Origin of the sequence: Psychrobacter sp. DD43, from assembly GCF_904846555.1 — a bacterium.
Classification (GTDB): Bacteria; Pseudomonadota; Gammaproteobacteria; order Pseudomonadales; family Moraxellaceae; genus Psychrobacter; species Psychrobacter cryohalolentis.
Genome location: NZ_CAJHBE010000023.1, coordinates 1 through 26,321 on the forward strand (window position 1 = coordinate 1; position 26,321 = coordinate 26,321).

General features: G+C 41.8%; 19 protein-coding genes. 17 read left to right on the forward strand and 2 right to left on the reverse strand.

The window, feature by feature from the left end; all coding sequences use genetic code 11:
- From yidD to JMX89_RS11320, 6 genes are all read left to right on the forward strand, one after another.
- Positions 1–345, forward strand: a 345-nt coding sequence (gene yidD / locus JMX89_RS11295) for a membrane protein insertion efficiency factor YidD (RefSeq protein ID WP_265088695.1), incomplete at its 5' end; no start/stop codon positions are given.
- A gap of 218 nt (positions 346–563) precedes the next feature.
- Entirely contained in the window at positions 564–2,258 is a 1,695-nt protein-coding gene (gene yidC / locus JMX89_RS11300) for a membrane protein insertase YidC (protein WP_011514771.1), read from the forward strand.
- A gap of 245 nt (positions 2,259–2,503) precedes the next feature.
- Positions 2,504–3,940, forward strand: a complete 1,437-nt coding sequence (mnmE, locus tag JMX89_RS11305) for a tRNA uridine-5-carboxymethylaminomethyl(34) synthesis GTPase MnmE (protein WP_201530669.1) — start codon at positions 2,504–2,506, stop codon at positions 3,938–3,940.
- Between the two features lie 93 nt (positions 3,941–4,033).
- Entirely contained in the window at positions 4,034–4,492 is a 459-nt protein-coding gene (gene nrdR, locus JMX89_RS11310; protein WP_020444555.1) for a transcriptional regulator NrdR, read from the forward strand.
- Between the two features lie 99 nt (positions 4,493–4,591).
- Positions 4,592–5,647, forward strand: coding sequence for a bifunctional diaminohydroxyphosphoribosylaminopyrimidine deaminase/5-amino-6-(5-phosphoribosylamino)uracil reductase RibD (gene ribD / locus JMX89_RS11315; RefSeq protein ID WP_201530633.1), 1,056 nt, complete (start codon positions 4,592–4,594; stop codon positions 5,645–5,647).
- A 372-nt stretch (positions 5,648–6,019) separates the two neighbouring features.
- Positions 6,020–6,691 carry a riboflavin synthase gene (locus JMX89_RS11320; RefSeq protein WP_201530634.1) on the forward strand — a complete coding sequence of 224 codons (672 nt, stop codon included), beginning with the start codon at positions 6,020–6,022 and terminating at the stop codon, positions 6,689–6,691.
- A 137-nt stretch (positions 6,692–6,828) separates the two neighbouring features.
- Here the strand turns inward: JMX89_RS11320 and JMX89_RS11325 are convergent, their stop codons facing one another.
- Positions 6,829–9,759 carry a response regulator gene (locus tag JMX89_RS11325; protein WP_201530635.1) on the reverse strand — a complete coding sequence of 977 codons (2,931 nt, stop codon included), beginning with the start codon at positions 9,757–9,759 and terminating at the stop codon, positions 6,829–6,831.
- A gap of 278 nt (positions 9,760–10,037) precedes the next feature.
- Here JMX89_RS11325 and fmt point away from each other — a divergent pair, with 278 nt between their 5' ends.
- The 9 genes from fmt (at position 10,038) to JMX89_RS11370 (ending at position 21,325) form a co-directional block, all read left to right on the forward strand.
- The gene (gene fmt / locus JMX89_RS11330; protein ID WP_201530636.1) at positions 10,038–11,129 is read left to right on the forward strand and encodes a methionyl-tRNA formyltransferase; all 1,092 of its coding nucleotides are present in this window, start codon (positions 10,038–10,040) and stop codon (positions 11,127–11,129) included.
- A gap of 70 nt (positions 11,130–11,199) precedes the next feature.
- Positions 11,200–12,774, forward strand: coding sequence for a transcription antitermination factor NusB (locus JMX89_RS11335; RefSeq protein ID WP_201530637.1), 1,575 nt, complete (start codon positions 11,200–11,202; stop codon positions 12,772–12,774).
- Between the two features lie 41 nt (positions 12,775–12,815).
- Entirely contained in the window at positions 12,816–14,237 is a 1,422-nt protein-coding gene (gene thrC, locus JMX89_RS11340) for a threonine synthase (RefSeq protein WP_201530638.1), read from the forward strand.
- Between the two features lie 336 nt (positions 14,238–14,573).
- Complete coding sequence (locus JMX89_RS11345) at positions 14,574–15,671, forward strand: LysM peptidoglycan-binding domain-containing protein (RefSeq protein WP_226939318.1); 1,098 nt, start codon at positions 14,574–14,576, stop codon at positions 15,669–15,671.
- A 54-nt stretch (positions 15,672–15,725) separates the two neighbouring features.
- Positions 15,726–16,949, forward strand: a complete 1,224-nt coding sequence (gene dprA / locus JMX89_RS11350; protein ID WP_201530639.1) for a DNA-processing protein DprA — start codon at positions 15,726–15,728, stop codon at positions 16,947–16,949.
- A gap of 98 nt (positions 16,950–17,047) precedes the next feature.
- Positions 17,048–17,692 carry an L-threonylcarbamoyladenylate synthase gene (locus JMX89_RS11355; protein WP_201530640.1) on the forward strand — a complete coding sequence of 215 codons (645 nt, stop codon included), beginning with the start codon at positions 17,048–17,050 and terminating at the stop codon, positions 17,690–17,692.
- A gap of 143 nt (positions 17,693–17,835) precedes the next feature.
- A complete protein-coding gene (locus JMX89_RS11360) occupies positions 17,836–18,807 on the forward strand; it encodes a TIGR01777 family oxidoreductase (RefSeq protein WP_201530641.1) in 972 nt (323 codons plus the stop codon).
- Between the two features lie 335 nt (positions 18,808–19,142).
- Positions 19,143–20,096: a metallophosphoesterase gene (locus JMX89_RS11365; protein WP_227673084.1), complete on the forward strand. Its 954-nt coding sequence runs from the start codon at positions 19,143–19,145 to the stop codon at positions 20,094–20,096.
- Positions 20,097–20,176: 80 nt separating this feature from the next.
- Positions 20,177–21,325: a metallophosphoesterase gene (locus JMX89_RS11370; RefSeq protein ID WP_201530643.1), complete on the forward strand. Its 1,149-nt coding sequence runs from the start codon at positions 20,177–20,179 to the stop codon at positions 21,323–21,325.
- A gap of 32 nt (positions 21,326–21,357) precedes the next feature.
- Here the strand turns inward: JMX89_RS11370 and JMX89_RS11375 are convergent, their stop codons facing one another.
- On the reverse strand, positions 21,358–22,809 hold the full coding sequence (locus tag JMX89_RS11375; RefSeq protein WP_201551589.1) for an alpha/beta hydrolase: 1,452 nt from the start codon (positions 22,807–22,809) through the stop codon (positions 21,358–21,360).
- A gap of 650 nt (positions 22,810–23,459) precedes the next feature.
- On the opposite strand from JMX89_RS11375, the gene grpE reads away from it, so the two are divergent.
- Both grpE and dnaK read left to right on the forward strand, forming a co-directional pair.
- Positions 23,460–24,074 carry a nucleotide exchange factor GrpE gene (gene grpE, locus JMX89_RS11380; RefSeq protein WP_201551591.1) on the forward strand — a complete coding sequence of 205 codons (615 nt, stop codon included), beginning with the start codon at positions 23,460–23,462 and terminating at the stop codon, positions 24,072–24,074.
- 290 nt (positions 24,075–24,364) lie between these two features.
- The gene (gene dnaK / locus JMX89_RS11385) at positions 24,365–26,308 is read left to right on the forward strand and encodes a molecular chaperone DnaK (RefSeq protein ID WP_201551593.1); all 1,944 of its coding nucleotides are present in this window, start codon (positions 24,365–24,367) and stop codon (positions 26,306–26,308) included.
- The last annotated feature ends 13 nt before the right edge of the window (positions 26,309–26,321 follow it).

The following is a 26,321-nucleotide window of genomic DNA, read 5'->3' on the forward strand; positions in this document are numbered from 1 at the left end:
TACTTATATAGATTAATATATAATTTTATAGCTTTTTATCAAAAAATAATAAGTCCTATATTACCTGCTCGTTGTCGATATTATCCAACCTGTTCAAACTATGGTAAGCAAGCTCTAGTTTGGTATGGTGTTTGGAATGGGAGTTTACTGTTATTAAAACGCATTAGTCGCTGTCATCCATTAGGGGGACATGGAATTGATTTTGTGCCTCTACCTTTGGCTTCTTATCGTTATCAATACTTGTCCCGTAATCTAGTAGCTCATGGACAGTTTCATGGTTTTTATGTTTATCGAGATAATCATGGCTATGTTACTCGCCTAAATCATATGATGAAATTGACCTAAGACGTAAGCTTTACTAGGCGTTTCAGCATATCTACCTAGTTACCCACAAGTTATCCACACTGTTGGTATCATTTAGAATCGTTTTTTAGTAAAATGATGAACATTTTATGTGATTGACTGCTGACATTACCGTTCACTATCTGGGCCAATGCTGTGTGGTGGTCATAACACATGCCCTAGTTTTTTTATTCCCTAATTTTTTAATCTAGGAAAGGTTTATGCAAAAGATATTTCGGGTGATGATCATCATTGCGATGTTAATCACCGCTTATCTGCTGATTTTGGCATGGCGTGATGATTATGCAGATGCCCCAGCTGTAGACACGGTGCCAGAAACTGCAGCTTCAGTAGGAGCCGATATTCCTTCTACTAGCGGTGCAGCAGGTGATATTCCAGTACAGACGCTACCTGTCGACAACGGTACAGTTGATAGCGCTGTGACTGCTACACCTGCTACTGATGCAGGACTAATCACAGTCACTACTGATCGTTATGACATCAAAATCAATCCAGAAGGCGGTGACATCGTTTATGCTGCGCTAAAGCAGTATGATGCGACCCTTGATAGCGATAAGCCTTTTGTATTGCTAGAAAACAACAGTAACCGCGTTTACGTGGCTCAGTCTGGTCTGATTGGTCAAAATGGTATCGATACTGCAGAAGGTCGTGCCAAATACAGCCATACCGCTAACAATTACGTGATGGAAAAAGGCCAGCAAACGTTATCAGTGCCGCTTACGTATAAAAAAGATGGCGTGACAGTCACTAAGACTTTTACCTTTACACACGATAAATATCCTATTGATATCAGCTATAAGATTCAAAATGCTTCTACAGCGGCGTGGCAAGGTCAGATGTTTGCGCAGCTAAAGCGTGATGATAGTAAAGATCCCGGTATGTCTGATAAAGGTGCGCTTAGTATGGCAACCTATTTGGGCGGCGCTTGGGGTACACCCGATGATCCCTATAATAAGCTGAAGTTTGGTAAGTTTAATGATGGTGAATTGACCACAACCAGTGATAAAGGTTGGGTTGGCATCGTACAGCATTACTTTGTGTCAGCATGGACGCCTGAAAACTTTACTGGTAAATTCTTTAGCCGCGAAACCGGTGATGATTACTTTATCGGTTTTAACAGTCAGCCTGTCAATGTTGCACCAAACAAGCAAGTAACCTTAAATGCGACGCTATACGCAGGACCAAAGGTACAATCTGAGCTTAAGGATGTAGCAGTAGGGTTAAATCAGACGGTCGATTATGGTCTGTTATGGCCAATATCAAAGATATTGTTTGGTATTTTGGATGGCATTCATAAAGTCATCGGTAACTGGGGCTGGTCAATTATTCTATTGACTATCTTAGTGAAGCTGGCATTGATGTGGTTCTCAAACAAGAGCTATTACTCAATGGCGAAGATGCGTGCGATTGCACCGCGCCTTGCTGCATTAAAAGAAGAGCATGGCGACGATCGCATGAAAATGTCGCAAGAAATGATGGCAATGTACAAAGAAGAAAAAGTCAATCCAATGGCGGGTTGTTTGCCGATTCTAATGCAAATGCCGATTTTCTTAGCCTTGTATTGGGTACTGGTTGAGAGTGTTGAGCTACGTCATGCACCGTGGATTTTGTGGATTCAAGATCTATCAGCGATGGATCCGTGGTTTATTTTGCCACTATTAATGGGTGCATCGATGTTTATTCAGCAGCAGCTTAATCCACAGCCAGCTGATCCGATGCAAGCGAAAGTCATGAAATTCTTGCCGATTATTTTCACCGCGTTCATGCTGTTCTTCCCAGCAGGTCTAGTACTATACTGGACTGTGAATAACTTATTTAGTATGACGCATCAATATATCGTCAATAAAAAAGTAGAAGAAGAGCAAAAGCTTCGTACGGTTAAGGTACTGGATTAATCATTTAATAGTTTAGAAGTTCAAAAAACCATCGCTACGGCGGTGGTTTTTTTATGGCCTTAATGTCATATCTGGTATGAATACCTACTTAAGACTACGCCATAGTCGCTGCAGTCAAGCTAGATGATATTGGAAAAGACTTACAATGAGGAGATTACGCTCTTTAAAGATTGTTTTGTCAGTGTGCGTTAAGCCGTCTATAATGGAGTTTTTAGTTATTGAGAGTGCTTGTGTATTCCCAAGAGTTGGCGTTAGCCGCCCCTGAGTCATCAAAAAATCTCGGTTTTTCGAGTCTACCTACCATTGCCGCTATTGCTACACCGCTTGGACGAGGTGGGGTTGGGGTTATTCGTCTGTCTGGCACACGTGCGTATAGCATTGCTTGTACGCTGACAGGTAAGTCAGCATTTAAACCGCGCATGGCGAGCTTCTGCCGATTTTATCAAGCAGATGGTACGGTTATCGATGAAGGGTTGGTGCTGTATTTTAAGGGTCCGCACTCGTTTACTGGCGAAGATGTGATTGAACTGCAAGGTCATGGCGGCATGATTTTGCAAAATCAGTTGTTGGCACGTGTGTTTGAGTTAGGGGCAAAACAAGCAAGTGCTGGAGAGTTCTCTTATCGTGCCTTTGATAATGATAAGTTGGATTTGGTACAGGCAGAAGCCATTGCAGATGCGATTGATGCTACCAGCGCCGCCGCTGCTAGCAGTGCTATTCGGTCACTCAGCGGCGAGTTTTCACAAAAGATTAATCAGCTACTTGAGCAGTTAATTCATCTGCGTCTGCATGTTGAAGCAGCCATCGATTTTCCTGATGAAGAAGACGTTGATTTTTTATCAGATGGGGTCATACAAGGTAAGCTTGAACAGACACAAGAAAAAATCCAGCAGGTCTTGGCGACTGCTAAGCAGGGACAATTATTACGTGATGGTATTCATGTGGTATTGGCAGGTAGACCTAATGCTGGTAAATCAAGCCTGCTCAATCGCTTGGCAGGGCAAGAGCGTGCTATCGTCACTGATGTGGCGGGTACAACGCGTGATACACTACAAGAAACCGTTGTCCTCAATGGTTTGACGCTACACTTGACTGATACGGCAGGCCTGCGCGAGACAGAAGACACGGTCGAGCGTATCGGCATTGAGCGCGCGCGGACAGCGATTGCTCAGGCAGATATGCTGTTAATGGTTTATGATGTAACCCGTGATCTTGAAGAAGAAAGTACCCCATTACAGCTCGCTGAGCAGCTATTTGGCGAGCTACCAGAAGCCAAGCGCTTGTTAATTATCGCTAATAAAAGTGATTTATTAAACAATAATAGCAGCAAAGAAATAACCTCTATTTCGCAACAACAGATTCATAATCGCGGTTACGAGCAAGTTAACGTTTCATGTGAAACAGGCGCAGGTATTGATGATTTAGTCGAAACTCTGTGTGCCAAAGTAGGGTTTCATCCACCCGAAAATAGCCTGATTGCTCGTACGCGTCATTTAGATGCATTAAGAAGAACGGCCGAATATTTAGCAGAAGCTCATGAGCAGCTAACCGTTTTTAAAGCGGGTGAGTTAGTCGCTGAAAGTTTGCGTCAAGCTCAGCATAGTCTGGGCGAAATTACCGGGGAATTTAGTGCAGATGATTTGTTGGGCAAGATTTTTGGCAGTTTTTGCATTGGTAAGTAATCTTATTTACGGTTATAAATTTGAATGATGTAGCTGTAAAGATGGGATTATGACTCGTTTAATAGTGCTTCATATAAAGACAAGGAAAGCCGTATGCATTGCCCTTATTGTAATGCGTCAGAGACAAAGGTAATCGACTCGCGTCTTGCTGCTGAAGGTGCGCAAGTGCGCCGCCGACGATCTTGTAATAGCTGTCAAGAACGCTTTACTACCTTTGAAGTGGTCGAAGTGGTGATGCCGCGTATCATTAAATCAAGTGGTAAGATTGAGCCTTATGATAATGATAAACTACGACGCTCAATTTTATTACCATTACAAAAACGTCCTATTACTATCGATGAGCAAGAAGGGATGATTAGCCGAATTGAAAAGCGTGTACGGCAAATGGGTGAGCGTGAGGTCAGCAGTAAAGTCTTAGGTGAAATCATTATGAGTGAGCTTAAAACGCTTGATGATGTTGCGTATGTGCGCTTTGCTAGTGTTTATCGTGACTTTCAGGATATTGATGCTTTTCATCAAGAGATTGCCAATATACGCCCTAATGATAAATAACATTGAGTTAAGGTTTTGATGCTTTCTTAAGCCTATAATTTTATGTGACTTCATGAAACCATTGATGATAATATCTCATCATTTATTAAGCCCTTTTTTATGTCAAATTTAGACCATTCTCAAGATGCGAAAGACCGCTATTTTATGATGCTTGCTATCGAGCAAGCAAAGCTTGGCTTGTATACCGCTCGACCCAATCCTGCTGTAGGGTGCGTCATTGTTCAAGCAGAGGAAGTTGTCGGTCAAGGCTTCCATCCTAAAGCCGGTCAGCCGCATGCTGAGGTATTTGCTCTAAAAGATGCTGGTATAAGAACAATTGGTGCTACCGCTTATGTCACTTTAGAGCCTTGTAGTCATACGGGTCGTACGCCGCCTTGTGCAAAAGCACTGATAGAGTCTGGCGTCATACGGGTTGTCGTTGCTGGGCTAGATCCAAACCCACAGGTGGCAGGTCGCGGTGTGAAATTGTTAGAACAAGCGGGTATTGAGGTGACGGTTGGTATCCTTACCGCGCAGGCAGAAGCGTTAAATAAAGGTTTTCTAAAGGCCATGCGTACCCAAATGCCTTATGTCAGGCTTAAGATTGCGACCAGCCTTGATGGTCGTACGGCGATGGCGACAGGTGAATCAAAGTGGATTACAGGTCCAGCTGCGCGCGAAGACGTGCAAAAACTGCGTGCGCAAAGTGGCGCTATCATTACTGGTAGCGAAACGGTTATTGTCGATAACCCTCAGTTAAATGTACGCTCTAACCAACTAAGTATAGCAATTGAACAAGTTCCACATCCTAAAGTGGTGATACTTGATAGGCGAGGTCGTTTAAAGCATGATCTACAGTCTGACTATCAGTTATGTCGTCGCCCAGATACCCTGTATTGGCGTGAAGATAATTTAAGAGAGTTATTAAGGGTATTAGTCACTGAGTATCAGTGTTATGACGTATTGATAGAAGCAGGTGCCAGTGTTGCTGGTAGCTTCTTACAACAGCAATTGGTAGATGAGTTGATTGTGTATCAGGCGCCATGTCTGTTAGGGCAAAAAGCGCGAGCGATGGTTGAAATTAACCCCTTATCGCTAGCGCAGCAGTTGCGTTTTGATATTCAATGTCATGAACAGCTTGGTTCTGATCTAAAATTGACCTTATTACCCATTTAATTGTTAATTATCTATCCACATTTTTAATGCAAGATATGATGGTTAGGAATAAATAATGACTACTAATATTAGTTTCACATGAAACTGTGTATAACTTTGTTCCACATGAAACTTTTGATTTTGATTAAATGTTATTTATATAGATAAATTATAGTAAAATCAAATACTTGCATAGTAGCGATTAGATATATAAATATTGAGTCAAAACAATATTAATTGTGGATAACTTGTTAATAACTAAGGCTTTTAAGCTTGCAGGTAAGTATTATCCATTACTTATCCACAGTTTATCCCGAAATATATGTGATATAGCACGTTTATTGCTGAGAAAAGCTATGTATAACGACAATAAAATAATGAGAAGAGGTTGATATGTTTACCGGAATTATAGAAAGTGTGGGAAAGGTTAAGTCGATGCAACCTACAGGCGGCGACATTCGCTTGACTATAGAGTCTGATGGCTTAGATTTTAGCGATGTGAAGCTTGGAGACTCTATAGCTTCTAACGGTATCTGTCTGACGGTTGTAGATTTCGGTCGTAATCATTACTCCGTTGATGTTTCACGTGAAACTATGGCGCGAACAGCGTTAGAAGATTTGAAACCGGGGCATATTGTCAACTTAGAGAAGGCAATGCTACCGACTACACGTTTTGGTGGGCATATTGTCGCAGGTCACGTCGATGGAGTAGGGGTCGTTAGTAAGTTGCAAAAGGATGCACGTTCTATATATATCGAAATTGAGATACCAAAAGAGCTGGCGCATTATACAGCGACGAAAGGATCTATTACTCTTGATGGTATTAGCCTCACGACTAACTTAGTGCGTGATAATATTGTTTCACTCAATATCATTCCGCATACAGCTCAAGTGACCAATATTGCACAGCATTGGTTGGTAGGAGACAAGGTCAATGTGGAGGTAGATATTGTGGCTAGGTATTTGGAGCGTTTATTAAATAAGTCGCAGGAAGACACTGCAAATATTAGCCCGCAAAGCAATATTACTGAAGCTTTTTTAGCAGATAATGGCTTTATGAAGTAAGTCATATTTGATACAACAGTCTTATCTTACTGCAAATTTTATATTAGCAGTAAGTGAGAAGTATGGAAGCTATCTTTTTTTGGCATGGTTTTGTGTAAGTGATCACTAACATCCTTTATGAGTTTTAGTGGTATTTTTTAGGGTTTAATTAGTGCTGTTAAGACGTCTTGTAGTTTATCCTTATTAATAGGTTTGGCTAAAAACTCATCCATACCTACCTTTAAGCACGCTGAGCGGTCTTCTTCAGTATTGTTCGCTGTAAGTGCAACGATAGGAATATCATCACCTTGCGCTCTAATTGCCTGAGTTGCTTGCAATCCATCCATCACTGGCATCCGGCAATCCATCAGAATAAGATCAATCTCTCGACGCTGCGCTTGCAGTATATCTAATGCTTGCTGACCGTCTTCTGCCACCACGCTACGATAACCAAGTTTGGCGAGCATTTTGCAGGCAATTTTTTGATTGGTAGGACTGTCTTCTACCACTAAAATCAGAGGTGAGATGATTTCATCAGACCTATTATCTGCTGACACTACAACGCTGTCGTTATACTTAATATCTGCTGCTTGTATGAGTATCTGTCTGGTAGGAAGTGTTAAGCGCAGTAGCTCAGAGAGCAGTAAATTCACATCTAGCGGCTTGGTTAAAAATCCATCACATCTATCCAGTAGTATAGAAGCGATACGGCGCTCAGACTTCATACTGAGTAATATCTTTGGTAGCGATACATTAGCCAATAAGTGATTTAATGTATGCTGTCTGTCAATATTGCTAGATAACGTATTTGCTAACTCTTCTTCTTTTATTTGTTCCTCTACCATATTGGCATGGATGCTTTTTTCATCTTTCATCTTTGATTGATTAGATAAAGCAAGCGTAATGCTTTCATAATAATCGTAGTCGAGGAGCAATATTGGAGCAAGTGTACGCTGGTTTTGCATCAGTTCGTCGTCGAGCTGCTGTAGGGTCACGCTATCAGTAGACGTAAAAATAGTGACTGTTATAGATAAATGGGTACATAGGCGTTTTAGATGTTCAGCGGCAAGTGGCTGATTGATGATGGCAATAAGATGCAATCGCGTTAACTGTTGATTGAGATGGTAGATGGGTTGGTAGTTTGGATTTTGGCAAGGCAGATAAAGATCAAAGGTACTTCCAATATCAGGTGTGCTGTGTAACTCTATAAAACCACCCAATAATTTAGCAAAACTATGAGCAGTTGTTAGTCCTACATCTGCTTGACTGACTTGAGTATGAATTTGGCTGGCTTTTTGCGAGTAACTCGACTGGTCTAATTGCGTGTTTCCTAGTTGAGCTGTTTGATTAAAATAACTATGAATTTTATCTCTCTGGGTTGTCTCTAAGCCAATGCCACTATCTTGAATACTAAAGCGAACCCAGTCATGCGCTGGGTTTGTTTTTTTATTGGTATTATTAGGCACTAATTTATTAGTTGCACCGTTCACTAAATCATTAACCAGAATGGTATTTTTGGCTGATAGTTGTTCTGTATTCACAGCTTCAATCGTCAGTACAACGTAACCTGAACTGGTATATCTAATAGCGTTATCCAGTAAGTTACGTAAGATTGTCTGCAGACGTTTATGGTCGGTATCAATGAGGCGAGGGCAATCAGGCGTGAAAAAGTATAGTAATTCAAGCCCATGTTGTCTCGCATCTTTTGTGACTAAATGACTGACATGTTGCCCTATTTTATAAATGTCGACAGTTTCAATATTCAAACGAGTTTTTCGAACTTCTATCTCCCCTATATCCAGCATCTCGTTGAGCATAATAAGCATAGCATGACTGGTTTCAATCAGAGTATTGACAATCTGATGCTCTTTGACAGTCAAAACGCTAGTATCAATCGGTTCCAAAGTATCAATCATAGCCTCTAATGGCAGCCGTAAGTCATGACCCATCGTTGATTTGAGTGTATTAAATTCATCGAGTTGTCGCTGTATTTCTATATTTTGTTGCTGCAGCTGTTCGTTTTGACTTATCAAATCATTAACATTATTCAGTAAGACTGTAAAACCGTGAACCTGACCATGCTCACCAAACCACGGGGTAATATGTAGCTGATAAGCTTTTTTATTAGCCAGCCCATGTACCATAAACGTACGCGTAACACGAAGATTTTCTAGTTGTTGCAGCAGTAACTGGGTAGATTCATCTTCAGTAAAAACAAAATCTGTTAATTTATAATTGCTGTCATTTTGAAAGGCAGTAGAGAATACTTGCTCAAAACGTTGATTAAAGAAGCTAATTTGACCTTGTCTCATAACCATCAGCATCGGTAGTGGGGCATGATCAACCAAACGCTCTAGGCGATGCTTTAGAGTGGTAATATGACGATGATTGTTATGCAATTGATAGTTAATCCGACTAAGTGCATGACCCAATTGCAAAAATTCAGGCGTAGATTCTTTGCTGACAAACGGTGGTGGTGTATACGCCTCTTTTGCATGACTGCTTAAGTTGTCGGTATAAAGCAGTAACTGTACCCAATTGGCGCGGCGTTTTAAGGTATATAGTAGTGCCAAAGTAAAAAACATGATGGCGGTCATTAAAGGCAACCAATAGCGATAAGATACCCAGTTAATATTGAGCGGCTTATGACGCAAAATGGTATAAAATTTATGACCACTTTTAAGCTCGATGGTCCCGACTAGTTTTTCGTTGGATAACGTATAGGTGCTATGAGTATTCTTATTTGATAATAGCGAAGTCTCAATGCTTGGAAACATAATTCCCGTAAATTCAGGTTCATCAGCTTCAGTTTGATGGTAAATGAAAGTTTGGCCGGAGGGCATCATAAAAATCAGCTGATAACTGATTCCTGCCAAAAAAGGCTTCTCTACTATCTTTTTAACGGCGGGGTTTATAGGATTATTAAGCTCGGAAATCTGATACTGCAGGGTATGAAACGTCTCTACACTGTGCTGCTTACTCTCATTCTTCATTTCATGAAACATGATGAAATAATACAATGACAACATGGCAAGTAATGTCAAAGTATAGAAAGCCAACAGGCGTTGCAGAGACTGAAATTGTGGCATAAAGGCATGACCCTAAGTCGGCATAATAATACACAGTAAATTTAAAATGGTTTCGTTAGATTTTACTGCTATATTCTTTATTATTAGCCTACAACAAAGCAATAAACAATATTGATAGCTAGCTAGTATATGACAATGTGAAAAATGAGACTGAATCTTATTGCTATTATAAAGATAATCAGGCGCATTAGTAGCGCTTGATTGTGGCTATTACAGTCATGGCACAACGCTACAAACTCCCCTATAATAGCTTTATTACTTATTAATACTGCCTAACTATGACCACACTTGCTTGTACTCCTGATGTATCTCTTAATAATGATAACTTTAAACCGACGTGTACAGAGCCGTTAAGAGTGGTATTTGCTGGCACGCCTGAGTTTGCCGCCGTGAGTCTTGAGGCATTAATCAAGCAGCAACAGGCATTGAATATCAGTATTGTAGCGGTCTATAGTCAGCCTGATCGTAAAGCTGGCCGCGGACAAAAGCTGGCGGCATCTGCGGTCAAGCAAGTAGCATTGGCACATGATATCGCTGTTGAGCAGCCAGAGACTTTTAAAAAATCAAGTATAGAAGGGGTGACAGCAAGGCAAACCTTGAAAGATTATCAACCCGATGTAATGATTGTTGCTGCTTATGGGTTGATTCTTCCTATTGGTGTCTTAAATACGCCGACTTATGGTTGCTTAAACATCCACGCCTCATTATTACCACGCTGGCGTGGTGCAGCGCCTATTCACCGCGCATTATTGGCGGGTGATAGTGAGACTGGCATTACCATTATGCAGATGGATAAAGGGCTTGATACTGGAGACATGCTTTATAAAGTCAGTGCTAGTATTGAGTCTGATGATACGGCTGCCAGCCTACATGATAAAATGGCTGAGCTTGGTGCGACCGCCATTATTACTGTGCTACAAGATTTACCACACTATCAAGCTCAGGCTATAGTACAAGATGACAGTCAAGCCAATTATGCTGAAAAGTTAGTCAAAACTGAGGGTGAAATTGATTGGACGCAGTCTGCCACTGTGATTGAACGACAAATTCGTGGCTTAACTCCTTGGCCTGGTGCTTATACCTTTTTGGCAGGTCAGCGTGTCAAAATTTTAGCCAGCTTGCCTGTGAATGCATCGCAACCAACCGATAAACAAGCAGGTACAGTTATTAGTGTGGGACGCAAGGCGATTTTAATCGCTTGTGGTCATAACGATAATATTGATATTAATATAGACGCTAATACGCTGCAAGCCAGTACTTTAGCGATCACTCAGCTACAGTTTGCAGGTAGCAAACCTGTGAGCGCCGAACAAATCTGCCATGGCAATCAGCTCAATGATGGCGACCAGTTTAGTAAAGAAGCGAAATAACTCCATTTAGATATACTTAATCCAAATCGCACAAGACGCTAACTATTAGACGTCAAGGAAATTCAATTTAATGAGACAAACCAGCACTGCGCCAAGAAACAACAAGCTCAAACCATCAAGCAACCTTATCATGAATGGTAGCGTCCGCGTTCGCGTCATTCGTACTTTACTGGCTATTCAAAATGGTCAGTCGCTTGCAAGCGTCCTTGATCCGTTACTAAACAGTTTGCATGACGGTGATAAAGGTTTTGCTCATGCGTTATTGCTAACCACGTTGCGCCAGTGGTATGCCCTTGAGCGTCTACTCGATAGTCTGGCTGATAACTCGATTGATGAAAAAGAAGTACGTACGACGATTCAAGTAGGTTTGACGCAGCTGCTCTATTTGCAAGTGGCTGACCATGCGGCAATTCATGAAACGGTTGAAGCAGCAAAAGAAATCGAATTTGCGCATGCGACGGGTTTAATCAATGCCATCTTGCGTAAGGTTGCTAAGAACCCAAGTAAGTTCCGTAAGAAGTGTGATAAAAAACACAGCTTACCGAATTGGCTTGCCTATCAACTTAAGCAAGATTGGAGTGAGCAGTATGAAGATTTGATGCAAGGTTTACGTCAACCTGCGCCGATGTTTTTGCGAGTGAATACAGCGGTTACCTCGGTAGAAGATTACCAGCAAGCATTAGTAGAATTTGAAGTTGAAGCAGATTTGGTTGAGCTAACCAGTGGTTTACAACTTGAGAAATCGTCGGCTACAGCGACATCTAATAGCATATTAACCCAAGGGTTAAGATTGCATCAAAGTACCGCAGTCAATGCTTTGCCTCAATTCGCTGAAGGCGCTGCTAGTGTACAAGATATGCATGCTCAGCTTGCAGCGCCGCTTATCCATAATGCTCTACTTAATAAACTGAGTATTAAAAACAATGATACAGACGGCGATGTAGATACAAGCAACGACGAAGTCCGTATTTTAGATGCTTGTGCCGCGCCCGGTGGTAAGCTTGCTCATTGGTTAGAATTAATCAGCTCAAATGAGTCTTCGTTGTTTCACGTGAAACAAGATAATGCTGAAACGTTGCCTGTGATTTCGAAAGTGAAGATTACTGCGATAGATAATGAAGCGCCACGTATCGAGCGCATTCATACTAATTTACAGCGCTTAAATTTAAGTCAGCACGACTTGAAGCAAGCTGAGAAAAACATCGAGCTCAATATCGTCTGTGCTGATGCGACGACATGGCAAGGGGCTGGTAAGAAAAAGAGCAAGCTCGTATTTGACGCTATATTGCTAGATTCACCTTGTACGGCGACTGGCGTGATTCGTCGTCATCCTGATATCAGTATCTTGCGTACTGAAGAAGACGTCGAACAAACCGCACTTTTGCAAGCCGATATCTTGCATAATCTATGGCCACAACTTAAGGTTGGCGGTTACCTGTTATATGTTACTTGCTCTATCCTAAAGCAAGAGAACGTCGAGCAGATGCAGGATTTCATGACTCATTATAATAATGTAGCAGCTGTTGAATTTAGCGACGGTTGCAACTGGGGTATCGAACAAGCGATTGGTCGCCAGTGCTTGCCCATTGATAGCGAAAGCGGTGATGGTTTTTATTATGCCTTGCTGCAGAAAACTGCTGAATAAACCGTTTCAACTAATAATCTCATTGTAGACAGGACAATCTAATGAAATATATCAGTACCCGTGGTCAGACAGCGCCGATGGATTTTAGTGATGTGTTATTAATGGGTCTTGCACCAGACGGTGGTTTGATGTTGCCTGAGCATTATCCGAATATTGATAGTGCGACGCTTACTGAGTGGCGCGCGCTGAGCTATCCACAGCTTGCGATGGCGATTATGCAGCGCTTTGCGACTGATATTCCTGCGACTGATTTGCAGGATATTATTGAGCGCACTTATACCGCTGATATATTTGGCTCTGATGAGATTGTTCCTGTTCGCAAGCTTGAAGACAATTTACATATTTTAGGCTTGTCGAATGGTCCGACACTGGCATTTAAAGACGTTGCCATGCAGTTTTTAGGTAATGCTTTTGAATATGTGCTCAAAAGAAAAGACGCGCGTATTACTATTATTGGTGCAACCAGTGGCGATACGGGCAGTGCAGCAGAATATGCACTACGCGGTAAAGAAAATATCGAAGTCTTTATGCTGTCACCGCACGGCAAAATGAGCGAATTTCAGCGCGCGCAGATGTATAGCCTGACTGATAAAAATATCCATAATATTGCCATCGACGGTATGTTTGATGATTGCCAAGATATCGTCAAAGCGCTACAACAAGATGCTGATTTCAAAGCGGCTTATAACTTAGGTACAGTTAACTCGATTAACTGGGGTCGTATCCTAGCGCAGATTGTTTACTACTTTAAAGCTTACTTTGCCGTGACTTCAAGTAACGATGAAAAGGTTAGTTTTAGTGTGCCATCAGGCAACTTTGGTAATATTTGTGCTGGTCACATTGCACGTGAAATGGGTCTGCCAGTTGATCGTCTAATCGTCGCGACTAATGAGAACGATGTACTGAACGACTTCTTTAATCAAGGTGCGTATCAGCCGCGTCCGACTGCCAAAACCTATATTACTTCAAGTCCTTCAATGGATATCTCTAAAGCTTCTAACTTTGAGCGTTTTGTTTATTTGTTATTAGATAAAGATAGCGCGCGCGTTCATGAATTGTTTGAAGGTGTGAAATCTGGTCAAGGTTTTGATTTGCCTGATTTGATGGAGGCGGTCAATACTCGCTACGGTTTTGCAGCAGGTAAGTCGACCCATAATGACCGTTTACAAACCATTAAAGCGCTTTATGAGCAGCATGGAGAGTTGGTTGATCCGCACACCGCTGATGGTATCAAAGTTGCTAAAGAGTTACAGCGCGAAGGTGAAGTGATTGTTTGTGCCGAAACAGCATTACCGGTTAAGTTTGCCGATACGATTGTTGAAGCAATAGGTCAAATAGATATTGCTCGTCCAGCCCATACTGAAGGTTTAGAGAGCTTACCGCAACATGTGGTGGTGCTTGATAATGATGCTGAGTTGGTTGCTGAGCAAATCCGTCAACAGGTCACGCCAAATCCTGCCTAGTCGATTTTATTTTTAGTTAATTGTTAAAATGAATATCCAGTTTAAGGTTACGCTATTGTAAAAAAGTGTTTATGATTGTGTTATGGTGGATATAATTGTAATATTAGAAATCGCGTCAGTAGGTCATCGGTTTACCAGACGCTTTTTTAGCAATCATACCTGTCACTCATATCAGTCACTAACACTGAATAGCTGCTCTATAGACGTTATGATAAGGTGCTATAAGTCTTTATTTTTCCTTAATTCTTTGTTGTTATTTTTAAATAAAGGTAAAATAAGCCAACTTAAGTAGCCTTGATTATGGCGCTAACAGCGTTACATATTGTGGATATAACCATGAAGATGAGCTTAAAAAATATCGTAAAAGCGCTATTGGTGACAACCTTTAGTGGTGCAATGCTGATGAGCACCGCCCACGCTAATAATCCACCGCCGACCATTAAAGCGGATGCGCCCAATCGCTATATTGTCAAAAAAGGCGATACTTTGTGGGATATCTCAGGACGTTATCTGGATAGTCCATGGCGCTGGAAAGAAATTTGGGCGACCAATAAGCAAATCAAAAACCCTCATCTTATTTATCCTAATGACGTTCTGATTTTATGCGTCATACAAGGTAAAACTCTGATCGGCGTTGATACGGGCGAGGGTTGTGCAGGGATTGAAAAACAGTTAACAGGTAATGTGGTGACTACGACAGTCGCTGTTACCTCTGCTGTCAATAGCATTCCGCCGATTCCTTGGTCTGCCATTCAGCATTGGCTTGATAAGACACTGATTGTCAATCCGCAAGATTTTAATACCACGCCTTATATTCTAGCCTCTAAAAAAGGCAATTTAATTACGGCTAGTGGTGACAAGGTTTATGCCAAAGGCGTGCCACTGCTTGTAGGTCAACGTTATGGTATCTACCGTGAAGGCGAGATGTATATCGAGCCAAAAACGCAAAAAGTCATTGGTTTAGAAGTCACACAAGTGGCAACGGGATTGGTTACGTCTACGGCAACCAATGGCGTGACGAGCTTGCAGCTTATCGACAGTTACGGTAAAGAAGTTCGTGAAGGCGATCGAGTATTTGTTGAATTAGACAATGCTATCCCACCAGTCTTTTATCCGACGCCTGCAACCGTTAATCGCGGTGGTATGATTGTTCGTGTGATGGATTCTATCAGCTCAGCTGCCAAAGGTAGTGTGGTGGCAATTAACTTGGGTCGCATACATGGTGCGAAGCCGGGTGATGTGTTGACTGTTTATCAAAAAGGCGCAGTCATACGTGATATCAAGGACAATGATACACCGGTACGTTTGCCAAGTGAGCCAAGCGGTATGGTGATGGTGTTCAATAGTTTTGACAATATCAGTTATGCTTATGTACTTGAGTCTGAGCTGCCACTGAGCATTGGTGATCAGCTGTTGCCACCTCCTTATTTATAACCCTGCCTTAAGTTTTAGCGAGCAGATCTTAAATAAGCCTATAAGAGTCATACGATGATGACGGTAGCCACTTTTACTTTATCAGATGAGCAGCGTGCAATACTGGCGCTGTGGTTTGAGTTAAATGCGTCATTATCCTCTTATCATAAACTCATTCATAACTATGATAGTGCGCAGCTTGCGTGGCAAGCTGGCGTAGAGTCGTGGCGTCAATTAGGGATTCATCATAGCCATTTAACTCGTCATGAACACCCAGAGAAAACGCGCGCCAGCATCGATACCATTCAACAAGCATTGATAGAAGAGAAGTACGGTCTATTATTTGCCGACCAACTTAATTATCCTGCTCAATTGTTAGAAATCTACGATCCGCCGCCGCTGTTATTTTATCGAGGTAATAGTGAATTGTTGCGTTGGGCGCAAATCGCTATTGTTGGCAGTCGCAAGCCGACGGTACACGCACAAAAAATTACCTTTGATATGGCACAGTATCTTGCACAAGCAGGCTACGTCATTACCAGTGGACTTGCCATTGGTGTGGATAAACGTGCCCATCTTGGCGCATTGGCACAAACCGATGTAGCGTGCCAAGGTCGGACAGTCGGCGTTATGGGGACGGGCATTGATGTTAATTATCCCAATCATCATGATCGTCTGTTTAGCCAAATTATTGAGCAAGGTGGTTGCATCATCAGTGAACTATTACCGCATACGCTACCACATAAGCATACTTTTCCACGTCGCAACCGCTTGGTTGCAGGGTTGAGCCTTGCGACCATCGTCACTGAGGCAACGATTAAAAGTGGTTCGCTAATTACTGCGCGCCTCACATCCGAGCAAGGCAAGCAAGTTTTTGCAATTCCAAGTCATATAGACAATAGTAATGCTGAAGGGTGCCATCATCTAATACGTGAGGGTGCGACCTTGGTTTATCATCCTCAGCAAGTATTGGATGATATCAGTGTGCAATTGCCAAGCCAGTCTAAGCAGCATCAACTTGATCATAATTCAAAAGCACAAAGTCTTGATAAGTCAGTATTTAAGCAGTCTGCTACCATTAAAAAAACAATAAAACCTCAGGAAGTGAAGCCAGCGCCTAGTATTACTGTACCTGAGCATCTAACCACCTTGTTTGAAAAGTTGGACTGGCATGGTCAAGATTTGGATGCACTTATCCTTGTGACTGAGCTTGTGCCCGCACAATTGATTGGGCAGTTGATGGAGCTAGAGCTATTGGGCGCAGTGACGGTCCAAGGTGGACGCTATTTACGTATTTAATGATACTGATGTTTTTAAATATACTTGCAGCACTGCATTTTTTGTAAAATAAATTCACGCTATCTCTTTTCATTCTCTTTGTTCTAAAGGCATTATTTATGTCCTTATCTACACCTCTTATTACTGACTCTACTATACAAGCAGCTACTTGGCTTAAAAAGGGGCAGCTACTTGCTTACCCAACCGAAAGTGTGTGGGGCATTGGTTGTGACCCATTCAATAAGCAAGCAGTCATGCGGCTACTTAATATCAAGCAGCGTCCAATAGAGAAGGGGATGATTGTGGTCACTGATAGTCCCAGCCGCATTACGGCTCTGCTAGAAGGTTTGAGTATTGACCAACGTCAAAGGGTGCTTGATAGCTGGCAAGCTGATTCGAAAGACGCTACTGTCAAACAAGCGCATACTTGGCTACTACCTATTCCAAAAAATCTGCCGATTACTATTCCATCGTGGATTACGGGTACTCATGGTAGTGTTGCCGTACGTGTGATTGATCATCCATTGGTTAAGCAACTGTGCGCGCAAATGGTGTCAGTTAGCAATCCTTACGGTTTTGTCGTCTCAACAAGCTGCAACCCATCAGGAAAGCCACCTGCTCTGTCACTCATCGAAGCACAGAGTTATTTCTTAGGTGACAATGTAAACTCAAATGAGTGCGTTGGTTATCTTAAAGGGGAAACACTAGGCTATCAATTGCCAAGCCAAATAGGCGATGCATTGACAGGACAAGTTATTCGATAGTCTAATATTTAATAGCTAAAATTTCGTATCACTATCTCCGATTCTCATTACTCAGCCATAACGTCTACACTTGTCCCCTTGTTTTCATCGCGTGCTTTTTGTCACACTGATGAGAATATAATCAATAATAAGGATAATAAGTGATGAATATTCTAATTAGCGGTGGTTCGGGATTTTTGGGTAGTGCTTTTAGCCAAGAGCTCTTGATGCGCTACCAACAGATGGGAAAAGCGTTACAGATTACTTGGTTGACCCGTGATAGTAATCAAGCACATCCTAGTGATATCACAATGATGACCTATGATGAACTTGCAAATTCAGATGCATACTTTGATGTGATTTTAAATCTAGCTGGCGCAGGTATTGCTGATGCGCGCTGGAGTGACGATCGTAAAGAGCAATTGCTAGCCAGTCGAATGAAGCCGACAAAAGATATACTGGCATTTGTTGCCCGCAGTCATGTAAAGCCAAAATTGCTTGTTAGTGGTTCAGCGATTGGTTGGTATGGCAATCAAGGCGATAAACCCTTGACCGAGAGCAGTGGTTTCCAGACAGATTTTGCCCATCAGTTATGCGATGACTGGGAGCAACTGGCGCTACAAGCAACTGAGTTTGGTGTGCCAGTGACGCTTGTACGTACGGGTGTGGTCATCCATCCTACAGGCGGTATGCTTAGCAAGCTCTTAACCCCTTTTAAAATAGGTGTTGGTGGGCAGTTAGGTAATGGTCAACAAATCATGAGTTGGATCAGTCGTGATGATTGGGTAGTGGCAGTAACATTTATTATAGAGCAGCAGCTTAACGATAGTACTTTTCAGGTTAATGAGAATACGCGGACTGCTCGCCATACACCAAGCAATAAAGTCGCGAAAATTTATAATCTAACCGCGCCAAATCCTGTCACTAATCATACTTTTACCAAAACATTAGGCGCTTGGCTACATCGTCCGACCTTTTTTACTTTGCCGGAGTTTTTACTTAAGTTGATATTTGGTGAAATGTCGACACTGCTTATTGATGGACAGAAGGTGCTGCCGAAAGCCTTGCTTGATGGTGGGTTTGAGTTTAAACATCAAACGCTTAAAGAAGCCTTGGAACAACAAGCAGTAAAATAGTCCTCATCAAATCTGGCATAATAAATCTATAGTAAGCGCTATAGCTATTTCATAGACTAAAAAAGCGGATTGTTTCACATGAAACAATCCGCTTTTTTGGTTTTTATAAAGGGATAAAAACATAAATAGTGTCAGGTTTCAATAAACAAAAACTCTGTCTTCAACAGGTAAGAATATTGACGTACTATACGTGCGTCTTTGGCTGGTTAAATTTTGTTATGTGGCTTTTTATTATAGGTACGCAACTACTGGCGTTTATGACGAGTATGATATTTTGGTGGTTAATCAAACCAAAATCTCGCTTTAGTCGTATAAGTTTAGTCCTCAGTATTTTTGTGATTAATAATACTTTTCTTATCTACGGGCTGAGTGAGTTTTGGCGAGAGCGCTTTCATGTCTATCTGGCCGCCAGTATTTTGCAAGGCTTTCTGTTGTATGCTGGTTTGGTCACCGCTATCATTGCTATTATTTATACTCAGGTTTTTAAACGGAAGCTCAATAACGTATCCATTCGCGCGTTTGCAGTCGCTGTTTATACGGGAATTATAAGCTTGGCAGTATTTAATGCCTACTCTCCAGTCATTCATCATTTGACGGTAAAAACGGACAAAAACTTAGTCAAACCGATGAGAATAGCCTTAGTTTCTGATACCCATTTGGGTAGATGGTTTGGTAATCAGCAGATAGATAAAATGGTTGCGCTAATAGATGGGCAAAATCCTGATGTGGTGCTCATCGCCGGTGACGTCATGAACGACTCTACTGATGCTTATGATAAAACCAATATGCATGAGCATTTATCAAAATTAAGAGCGCCACTTGGTGTCTATGCAACTTTGGGTAATCATGATTACTCTGGTAATGAGATTGCGATTGCCGAAGCGATTGAGCGTGCTGGCATACAGGTGATTGATAATACAAGCGTATGGTTGGATGATGCTGTATTGCTGGTTGGGCGTTCAGATGCGACAGACCCTAAGCGTCCTGCGGCAGCAGATTTGATGGGTGACATTCAAACTGATAAACCAGTGCTGTTTTTGGAGCATAGTCCTGAAGCTTTAGCAGAAATAAAGGACTTGCCGGTTGATTTACATTTATCAGGGCATACCCATGGCGGTCAAATATTTCCTTTAACCGTTTTACTAAAATGGTTTACGCCTTTGGTTTATGGCTTTAAAGCAGTAAATGGTAGCCAGTTTTTGGTCACTTCAGGCTATGGTATCGGGGCGGTGCCATTTAGGCTAGGGACGCGCTCTGAGATTTGGTTGATTACTTTACAACCGACCTAATGCGCTTCAATATATTGTGATTAAATGAATTTAGCTCAGAATAAACACACAGTGCTTAAACCCCGCTCAAGGATTTCCTCATGCGTTACGCCTTTATTCTCACCATTATTGTGCTGCTAGAGCTTTTTAGCACGGGTGCAGCGCTCAGCTTGCAGTGGTGGCTGCAGCCTTGGATAGATTCTACAACTACATCGATTGCGGTATGGATAGGGGTGTTTTTAATCACTCATGTTTTATTATTACTAATCGTTACCAAGCTATTTTCTAATAGCTATCGCTGGATGAGTGGTTGGATGTTGGTAATGCATTTCATGATGCTGACTGCGGTAGCGACTGGTATATTGTATGGAGGGTCTTGGTTTTTAATCCCTTTGCTTGATAGTACGCTTGACCATTCAGAGACAATTACTACTGGATTACGCATTTTTGCGCTGTTGTTTTTTATAGGGCTATTTGCATATGCTTTATATAGCGCTTATATACCTGTTGTGCGTGAGCTGTCGATTCATATTCATAAATCTTTAAACAATCCATTGCGTATCGCGGTCGCTAGTGATTTACATTTAGGTCGGCTATTTGGTAATAAAGCCATTGAGCGGCTGCATATCATGCTAAGCAAGTATCAAGCAGATATCTTATTGATGCCGGGCGATATCATGGATGACAATACACAGGCATTTAACACTTATAATATGAAAGATAGCTTGGCAAAACTTGTCGCCAGTTTGCCATATGGTGTCTATGCGACGTTGGGTAATCATGATTTATATGGTCATGAGCAGCCCATTAGCGACTCTTTACGCGCGGCGGGCGTGCAGTTATTAAATGATGAAGCAACACACTTCAGCCATCAAGGAGAAGTGGTATGGCTTATGGGACGCTTTGATAATCACAAGCGTCAGCGCGTCGCAACGACTGAGCTGCTCGCACAAGTAAATAGTGCTGAGCCAGTGGTTCTTTTAGATCACAGACCCAGCGCTATCATCGAACACAGTCAGCTACCAATAGATTTACAAGTATCAGGACATACCCATAACGGTCAAATATTCCCTGCTAATTTTATCGTCAGCGTGATTAACCGTTTAGGTTATGGCTATGAAGCCATTGGCAAAGGACATTTTGTGGTGTCCTCAGGCTATGGATTTTGGGGGATACCGTTTCGACTAGGCTCCCGATCAGAGATTTGGATCATTAATCTTATAGGTACCAATATAGGTACTCAAATTTAAGATCAATAAGCACTCAAATATTAAAATTCTCATTAAGCGCTCAATAGCGCCCTTGTTTTTATAATTTCACGCACAAAATTAGCAAATCCTGTGATGATGTGCTGAGTTTCTTGCCCTAATCTTTGGTGAACGCTCATAAAGTGAATAAATCCATGCGGTGCGCCAAGTACCGTATGGGTTTGTACGGCTATACCATAACTCTTTAGCTGATTGGCATAAGCAAACGCTTCATCACGTAAGACATCTAATTCTGCCGCAACGACATAACTGGGGCAAACCTGTCGATTGTCCCCAAGCATCGGTGAGGTCAGGATATGCTGACGCGGTAACGGACTATTTTCTAAACAAGCGGCATCAAAAATGGCAACATCAGCATGGTCGAGTAATAGACCTTCACCATATAACTCCCAGCTTGGATAATCGGTCTCAATATCGGTCACAGGATATAATGGCATCTGTGCCATAGGATGTGGTAAACCTTGTAATATATCAAAGGTCTTTTGACCTTCATCACCTAGATCTAACCAAGCCTCTTTATTTGGCGTGATGATTTGCTGAGCCATCAAAGTAGATAATCCACCACCTGCGCTATCACCTGCTAATACAATGCGTGATGGCAAAGCACCAAATTCTTCACAATGTTCAGCCAACCAAGCATAGGCACTGATACAGTCTCTTACGGCAGCAGGGGCAGGGTGTTCAGGTGCTAAGCGATAATCAACACTAACGACCGGCCAACCCGTCTGTTCACAAATGGCATGACAAAATTCATGATGGGTATTAAGGTCACCAATACAAAATCCACCACCATGAAAAAACAATAGCACGGTCTCATCAGGATTACTGGTTTGCTCTTTTTTAAAGCCAAAACCATTATCAGAGGTCTCATTTTGATAGCAGCGAATGGTCATATCACTGTCGTCGGCATTGGCAATCGTTCTATCTTGCCAACTGATAGCGCTATCGCCTTTTTTATGAAACTGTTTTAAATTGCTAAGCAAGTTGTCAGAAGCCTGCTGCCATACTTTTGGTGCTTGCATAGCGACCGCATCTGTTGCAAAGCGTTTACGCAGCTCAGACATCTCTATCAGCTGCAAAGGCGTTTTTAGCTTGCTATTGACTGCAAGTATTAAGCGCAGATGGGCATCAACATGCAAATATTGCTTTGAAGTAGGTCCATCTAAACACTTTATCAAACTCTCAAGAATCGGCGTAGGTAAGCAGCCAAAGCTTTTTATGGCATAGTGCAGTAGATGCGGTTGATAGTTGGTCATCAGATGGTGCTCGAGTATCTTTTCTTTGATAGATAAGCTTTTATCCTCGCGACTATTTTGCAAGGCACTCTCTTCTAGATCCATTATTTCAGCTGATACATTGATATCAGTGCTTTTGGGATTCTTATCTTGTCCAAATGACATAAGATTTAGGGTCTTCACCGCTTTATTGAGTAAGGTGTTGACTGATAGTACTGTTGAATGAGACATAACACCTCTTAGAAATCATGGTGAGTATTTATTAGTTGTCAATACTCACTGTTAGTATGTTGCTGATATTTGGCAAATGCGTGTTGACTACTATTTAACCAATTGTAGTTATAGTAATCATAAAATAATTAGCAATTAAGTTGAGTATGCTTTGGTAATAGTTTGGGTACAAAGCGTAAATGATTGGGAATAAATGACGACTTTTTGTACCTTTTGTTGGCGTAACTGCATATTTACAGTCAATAAAGACCAACAGTATGTATGCAGACTAGATGAATATCGGGCTTTTTATCCTTTATTTAGCTAGGGTTTCTCATTGGTGAGAAAAATTCTTTATATTAGGCTTGAAATTTGCCTTCATAACCTTTATCAAGCAGCTATTGAACGGTGATTGCATATAGTTATACAAAGAACCAGTAATAAAGGTTAAGTAGGCAGTATAAGCCTATGAATCATGAGTAAATGTATTGGTAATAAACACACAGTAGCGAGCGATGCGCCAATTTTTTGTGTGCTATATCCCGTTATTATTATGACGCTAATAAACTATGACGCTATTAAACTATTGAACTATGACGCTATTAAACTATTGAACTATTGAACTATGACACTATTGAACTATTAAACTATGACGCTATCAAGGAGCTATCATGAGCGAGCAAAATAACAACCATGAATCGATTGAGCAAAATGTCTCACATGACAATGTCTCACATGACAACGTGGCACACGATGAGAGTATCTTAGAAGAAACCTTAAAAGAGTTTGACCCACAAAATAACGCTGGTGAAGAAAGTGTCATCGAAAATGACATTGATCTTGATACTTTTAAAGCCCGTATCGCTGAGCTAGAAGGCGAAGTTAAACAAGCTAAGGAAAGTACCGCTCGTGCCAATGCCGAAACTTACAATGCGCAAAAGCGTATGGAGCAAGAGGCGGATAAGAGCAAACGTTTTGCACTACAGAAATTTGCCAAAGAGTTGTTAGCAGTGGTCGATAACTTGGAGCGTGCGATTGAAAACGTCAATGCAGACGATCCTATTACTGAAGGCGTGAGACTGACACATAAAGCATTACTAGATGTGCTGAATAAAAATGGCGTCGAAGTGGTTGAGCCACAAGGCGAGAAATTCAACGCTGATTTTCATGAAGCGGTCGGTATCGACGCTGATGCCCCAGCTGATACGGTGGGTACAGTCTTACAAAAAGGCTATAGCTTAAATGGACGTTTATTACGTCCGGCGATGGTACGTGTCGGTCAGTAGTAGGACAGCCGCTAAAGCGATAGTAGGTTAAGCATATAACGTCGCCAACGTAGTCCTAAATAGTCATCGAGTATATAGGCAAAAGATATTCAGTCTTTAACTGTGCTAAACCTTATTATTAGTGAGGGTTTTGACAAAAAATCACACAAAAGGCATTATTTGCATGGTTAGCGACTTGAAAAAATACATAAGCAAACCGATATAAAGCAACAAGTGACCGACTACGATCTAGTGATCGACGGTCTGATGCAATAAAATTTTATTTAAAAATAAATTAGGAGCAATTTAGTATGGGTAAAGTCATTGGTATTGATTTAGGTACAACCAACTCATGTGTCGCAGTAATGGAAGGTGATAAAGTTAAAATCATCGAAAATGCTGAAGGTACGCGTACCACCCCTTCAATTGTCGCTTATAAAGATGACGAGATCCTTGTCGGTCAGTCAGCCAAGCGTCAAGCAGTTACCAACCCAAACAACACGCTTTTTGCTATCAAGCGTTTGATTGGTCGTCGTTTTGATGACAAAGTTGTGCAAAAAGACATCGGAATGGTGCCTTATAAAATCGCCAAAGCCGATAACGGTGATGCATGGGTAGAAATCAACGGTAAAAAACTAGCACCACCACAAGTTTCTGCTGAAATCTTGAAGAAAATGAAAAAAACAGCAGAAGACTATCTTGGTGAAACGGTTACTGAAGCCGTCGTAACCGTACCTGCTTACTTTAACGACTCACAGCGTCAAGCAACGAAAGACGCGGGTAAAATTGCCGGTCTTGATGTAAAACGTATCATCAACGAACCAACTGCTGCTGCTCTTGCTTATGGTATGGATAAAAAGCAAGGCGATAGCACCGTTGCTGTATATGACTTAGGTGGTGGTACTTTTGACGTATCAATCATCGAAATCGCTGACGTCGATGGCGAGCAGCAGTTTGAAGTGCTTGCGACCAATGGTGATACATTCCTTGGTGGTGAAGATTTTGACTCAGCGCTCATTGATTTCTTAGTTGCTGAATTCAAAAAAGACCAAGACGTCAACCTAAAAGGCGACTCTCTTGCGATGCAGCGTCTAAAAGAAGCGGCAGAAAAAGCGAAGATTGAGTTATCAAGTGCCCAAAGTACTGAAGTGAACTTGCCGTATATCACTGCTGATAGTACTGGTCCTAAGCATTTGGTGGTCACTATCAGCCGCTCAAAACTTGAGAGCTTAACTGAAGAGCTAGTACAACGTACGATGGGTCCTTGTAAGATTGCCCTTGAAGATGCAGGCATAAAAATCGGCGATATTGATGATGTCATCTTAGTCGGTGGTCAGACTCGTATGCCATTGGTACAGCAAAAAGTACAAGAGTTCTTCGGTCAAGAGCCACGTAAAGACGTGAACCCTGATGAAGCAGTAGCAGCCGGTGCAGCGATTCAAGGCGCGGTATTGTCTGGTGAAAAAACCGACGTATTGCTACTTGATGTGACACCATTGACGCTAGGTATCGAAACCATGGGTGGCATCTTGACGCCAATCATTGAGAAAAATACCATGATTCCGACTAAGAAATCACAGGTATTCTCAACGGCCGAAGACAACCAGCCAGCAGTGAGCATTCAGGTTTATCAAGGCGAGCGTAAAATTGCAAACCAAAATAAACAGCTTGGTCGTTTTGATTTAACAGATATTCCACCAGCGCCACGTGGTTTGCCACAAATCGAAGTAAGCTTTGACATCAACGCTGACGGTATCATGAATATCTCAGCGACTGACAAAGGTACTGGTAAAGCGCAAAGTATCCAAATTAAAGCAGATTCTGGTTTGTCGGACGAAGAAGTTGAACAAATGATTCGTGATGCTGAAGCCAATGCGGCTGAAGATGAGAAATTCGCCAATCTTGCGCAAGTGCGTAACGAAGCAGATGGTCGTATCCATGCGGTACAAAAAGCGCTAAAAGATGCTGCAGATAAAGTATCTGACGATGAAAAATCATCAGTAGAAACGGCCATCTCTGAGCTTGAAGCAGCTGCGAAAGAAGATGATCATGAAGAGATCAAAGCCAAGCTTGAAGCATTAGACAATGCCTTCTTACCAGTTAGCCAGAAGATTTATGCTGATACAGGGGCGGGTAGCGAGGGTATGGATCCAAACCAGTTCCAACAAGGTGCGGATAATACAGGCGAGAGCAACCAAGCAGACGACGATGTGGTCGATGCTGAGTTCACTGAAGTAGAAGAAGATAAGAAATAATTCTACTATTAAG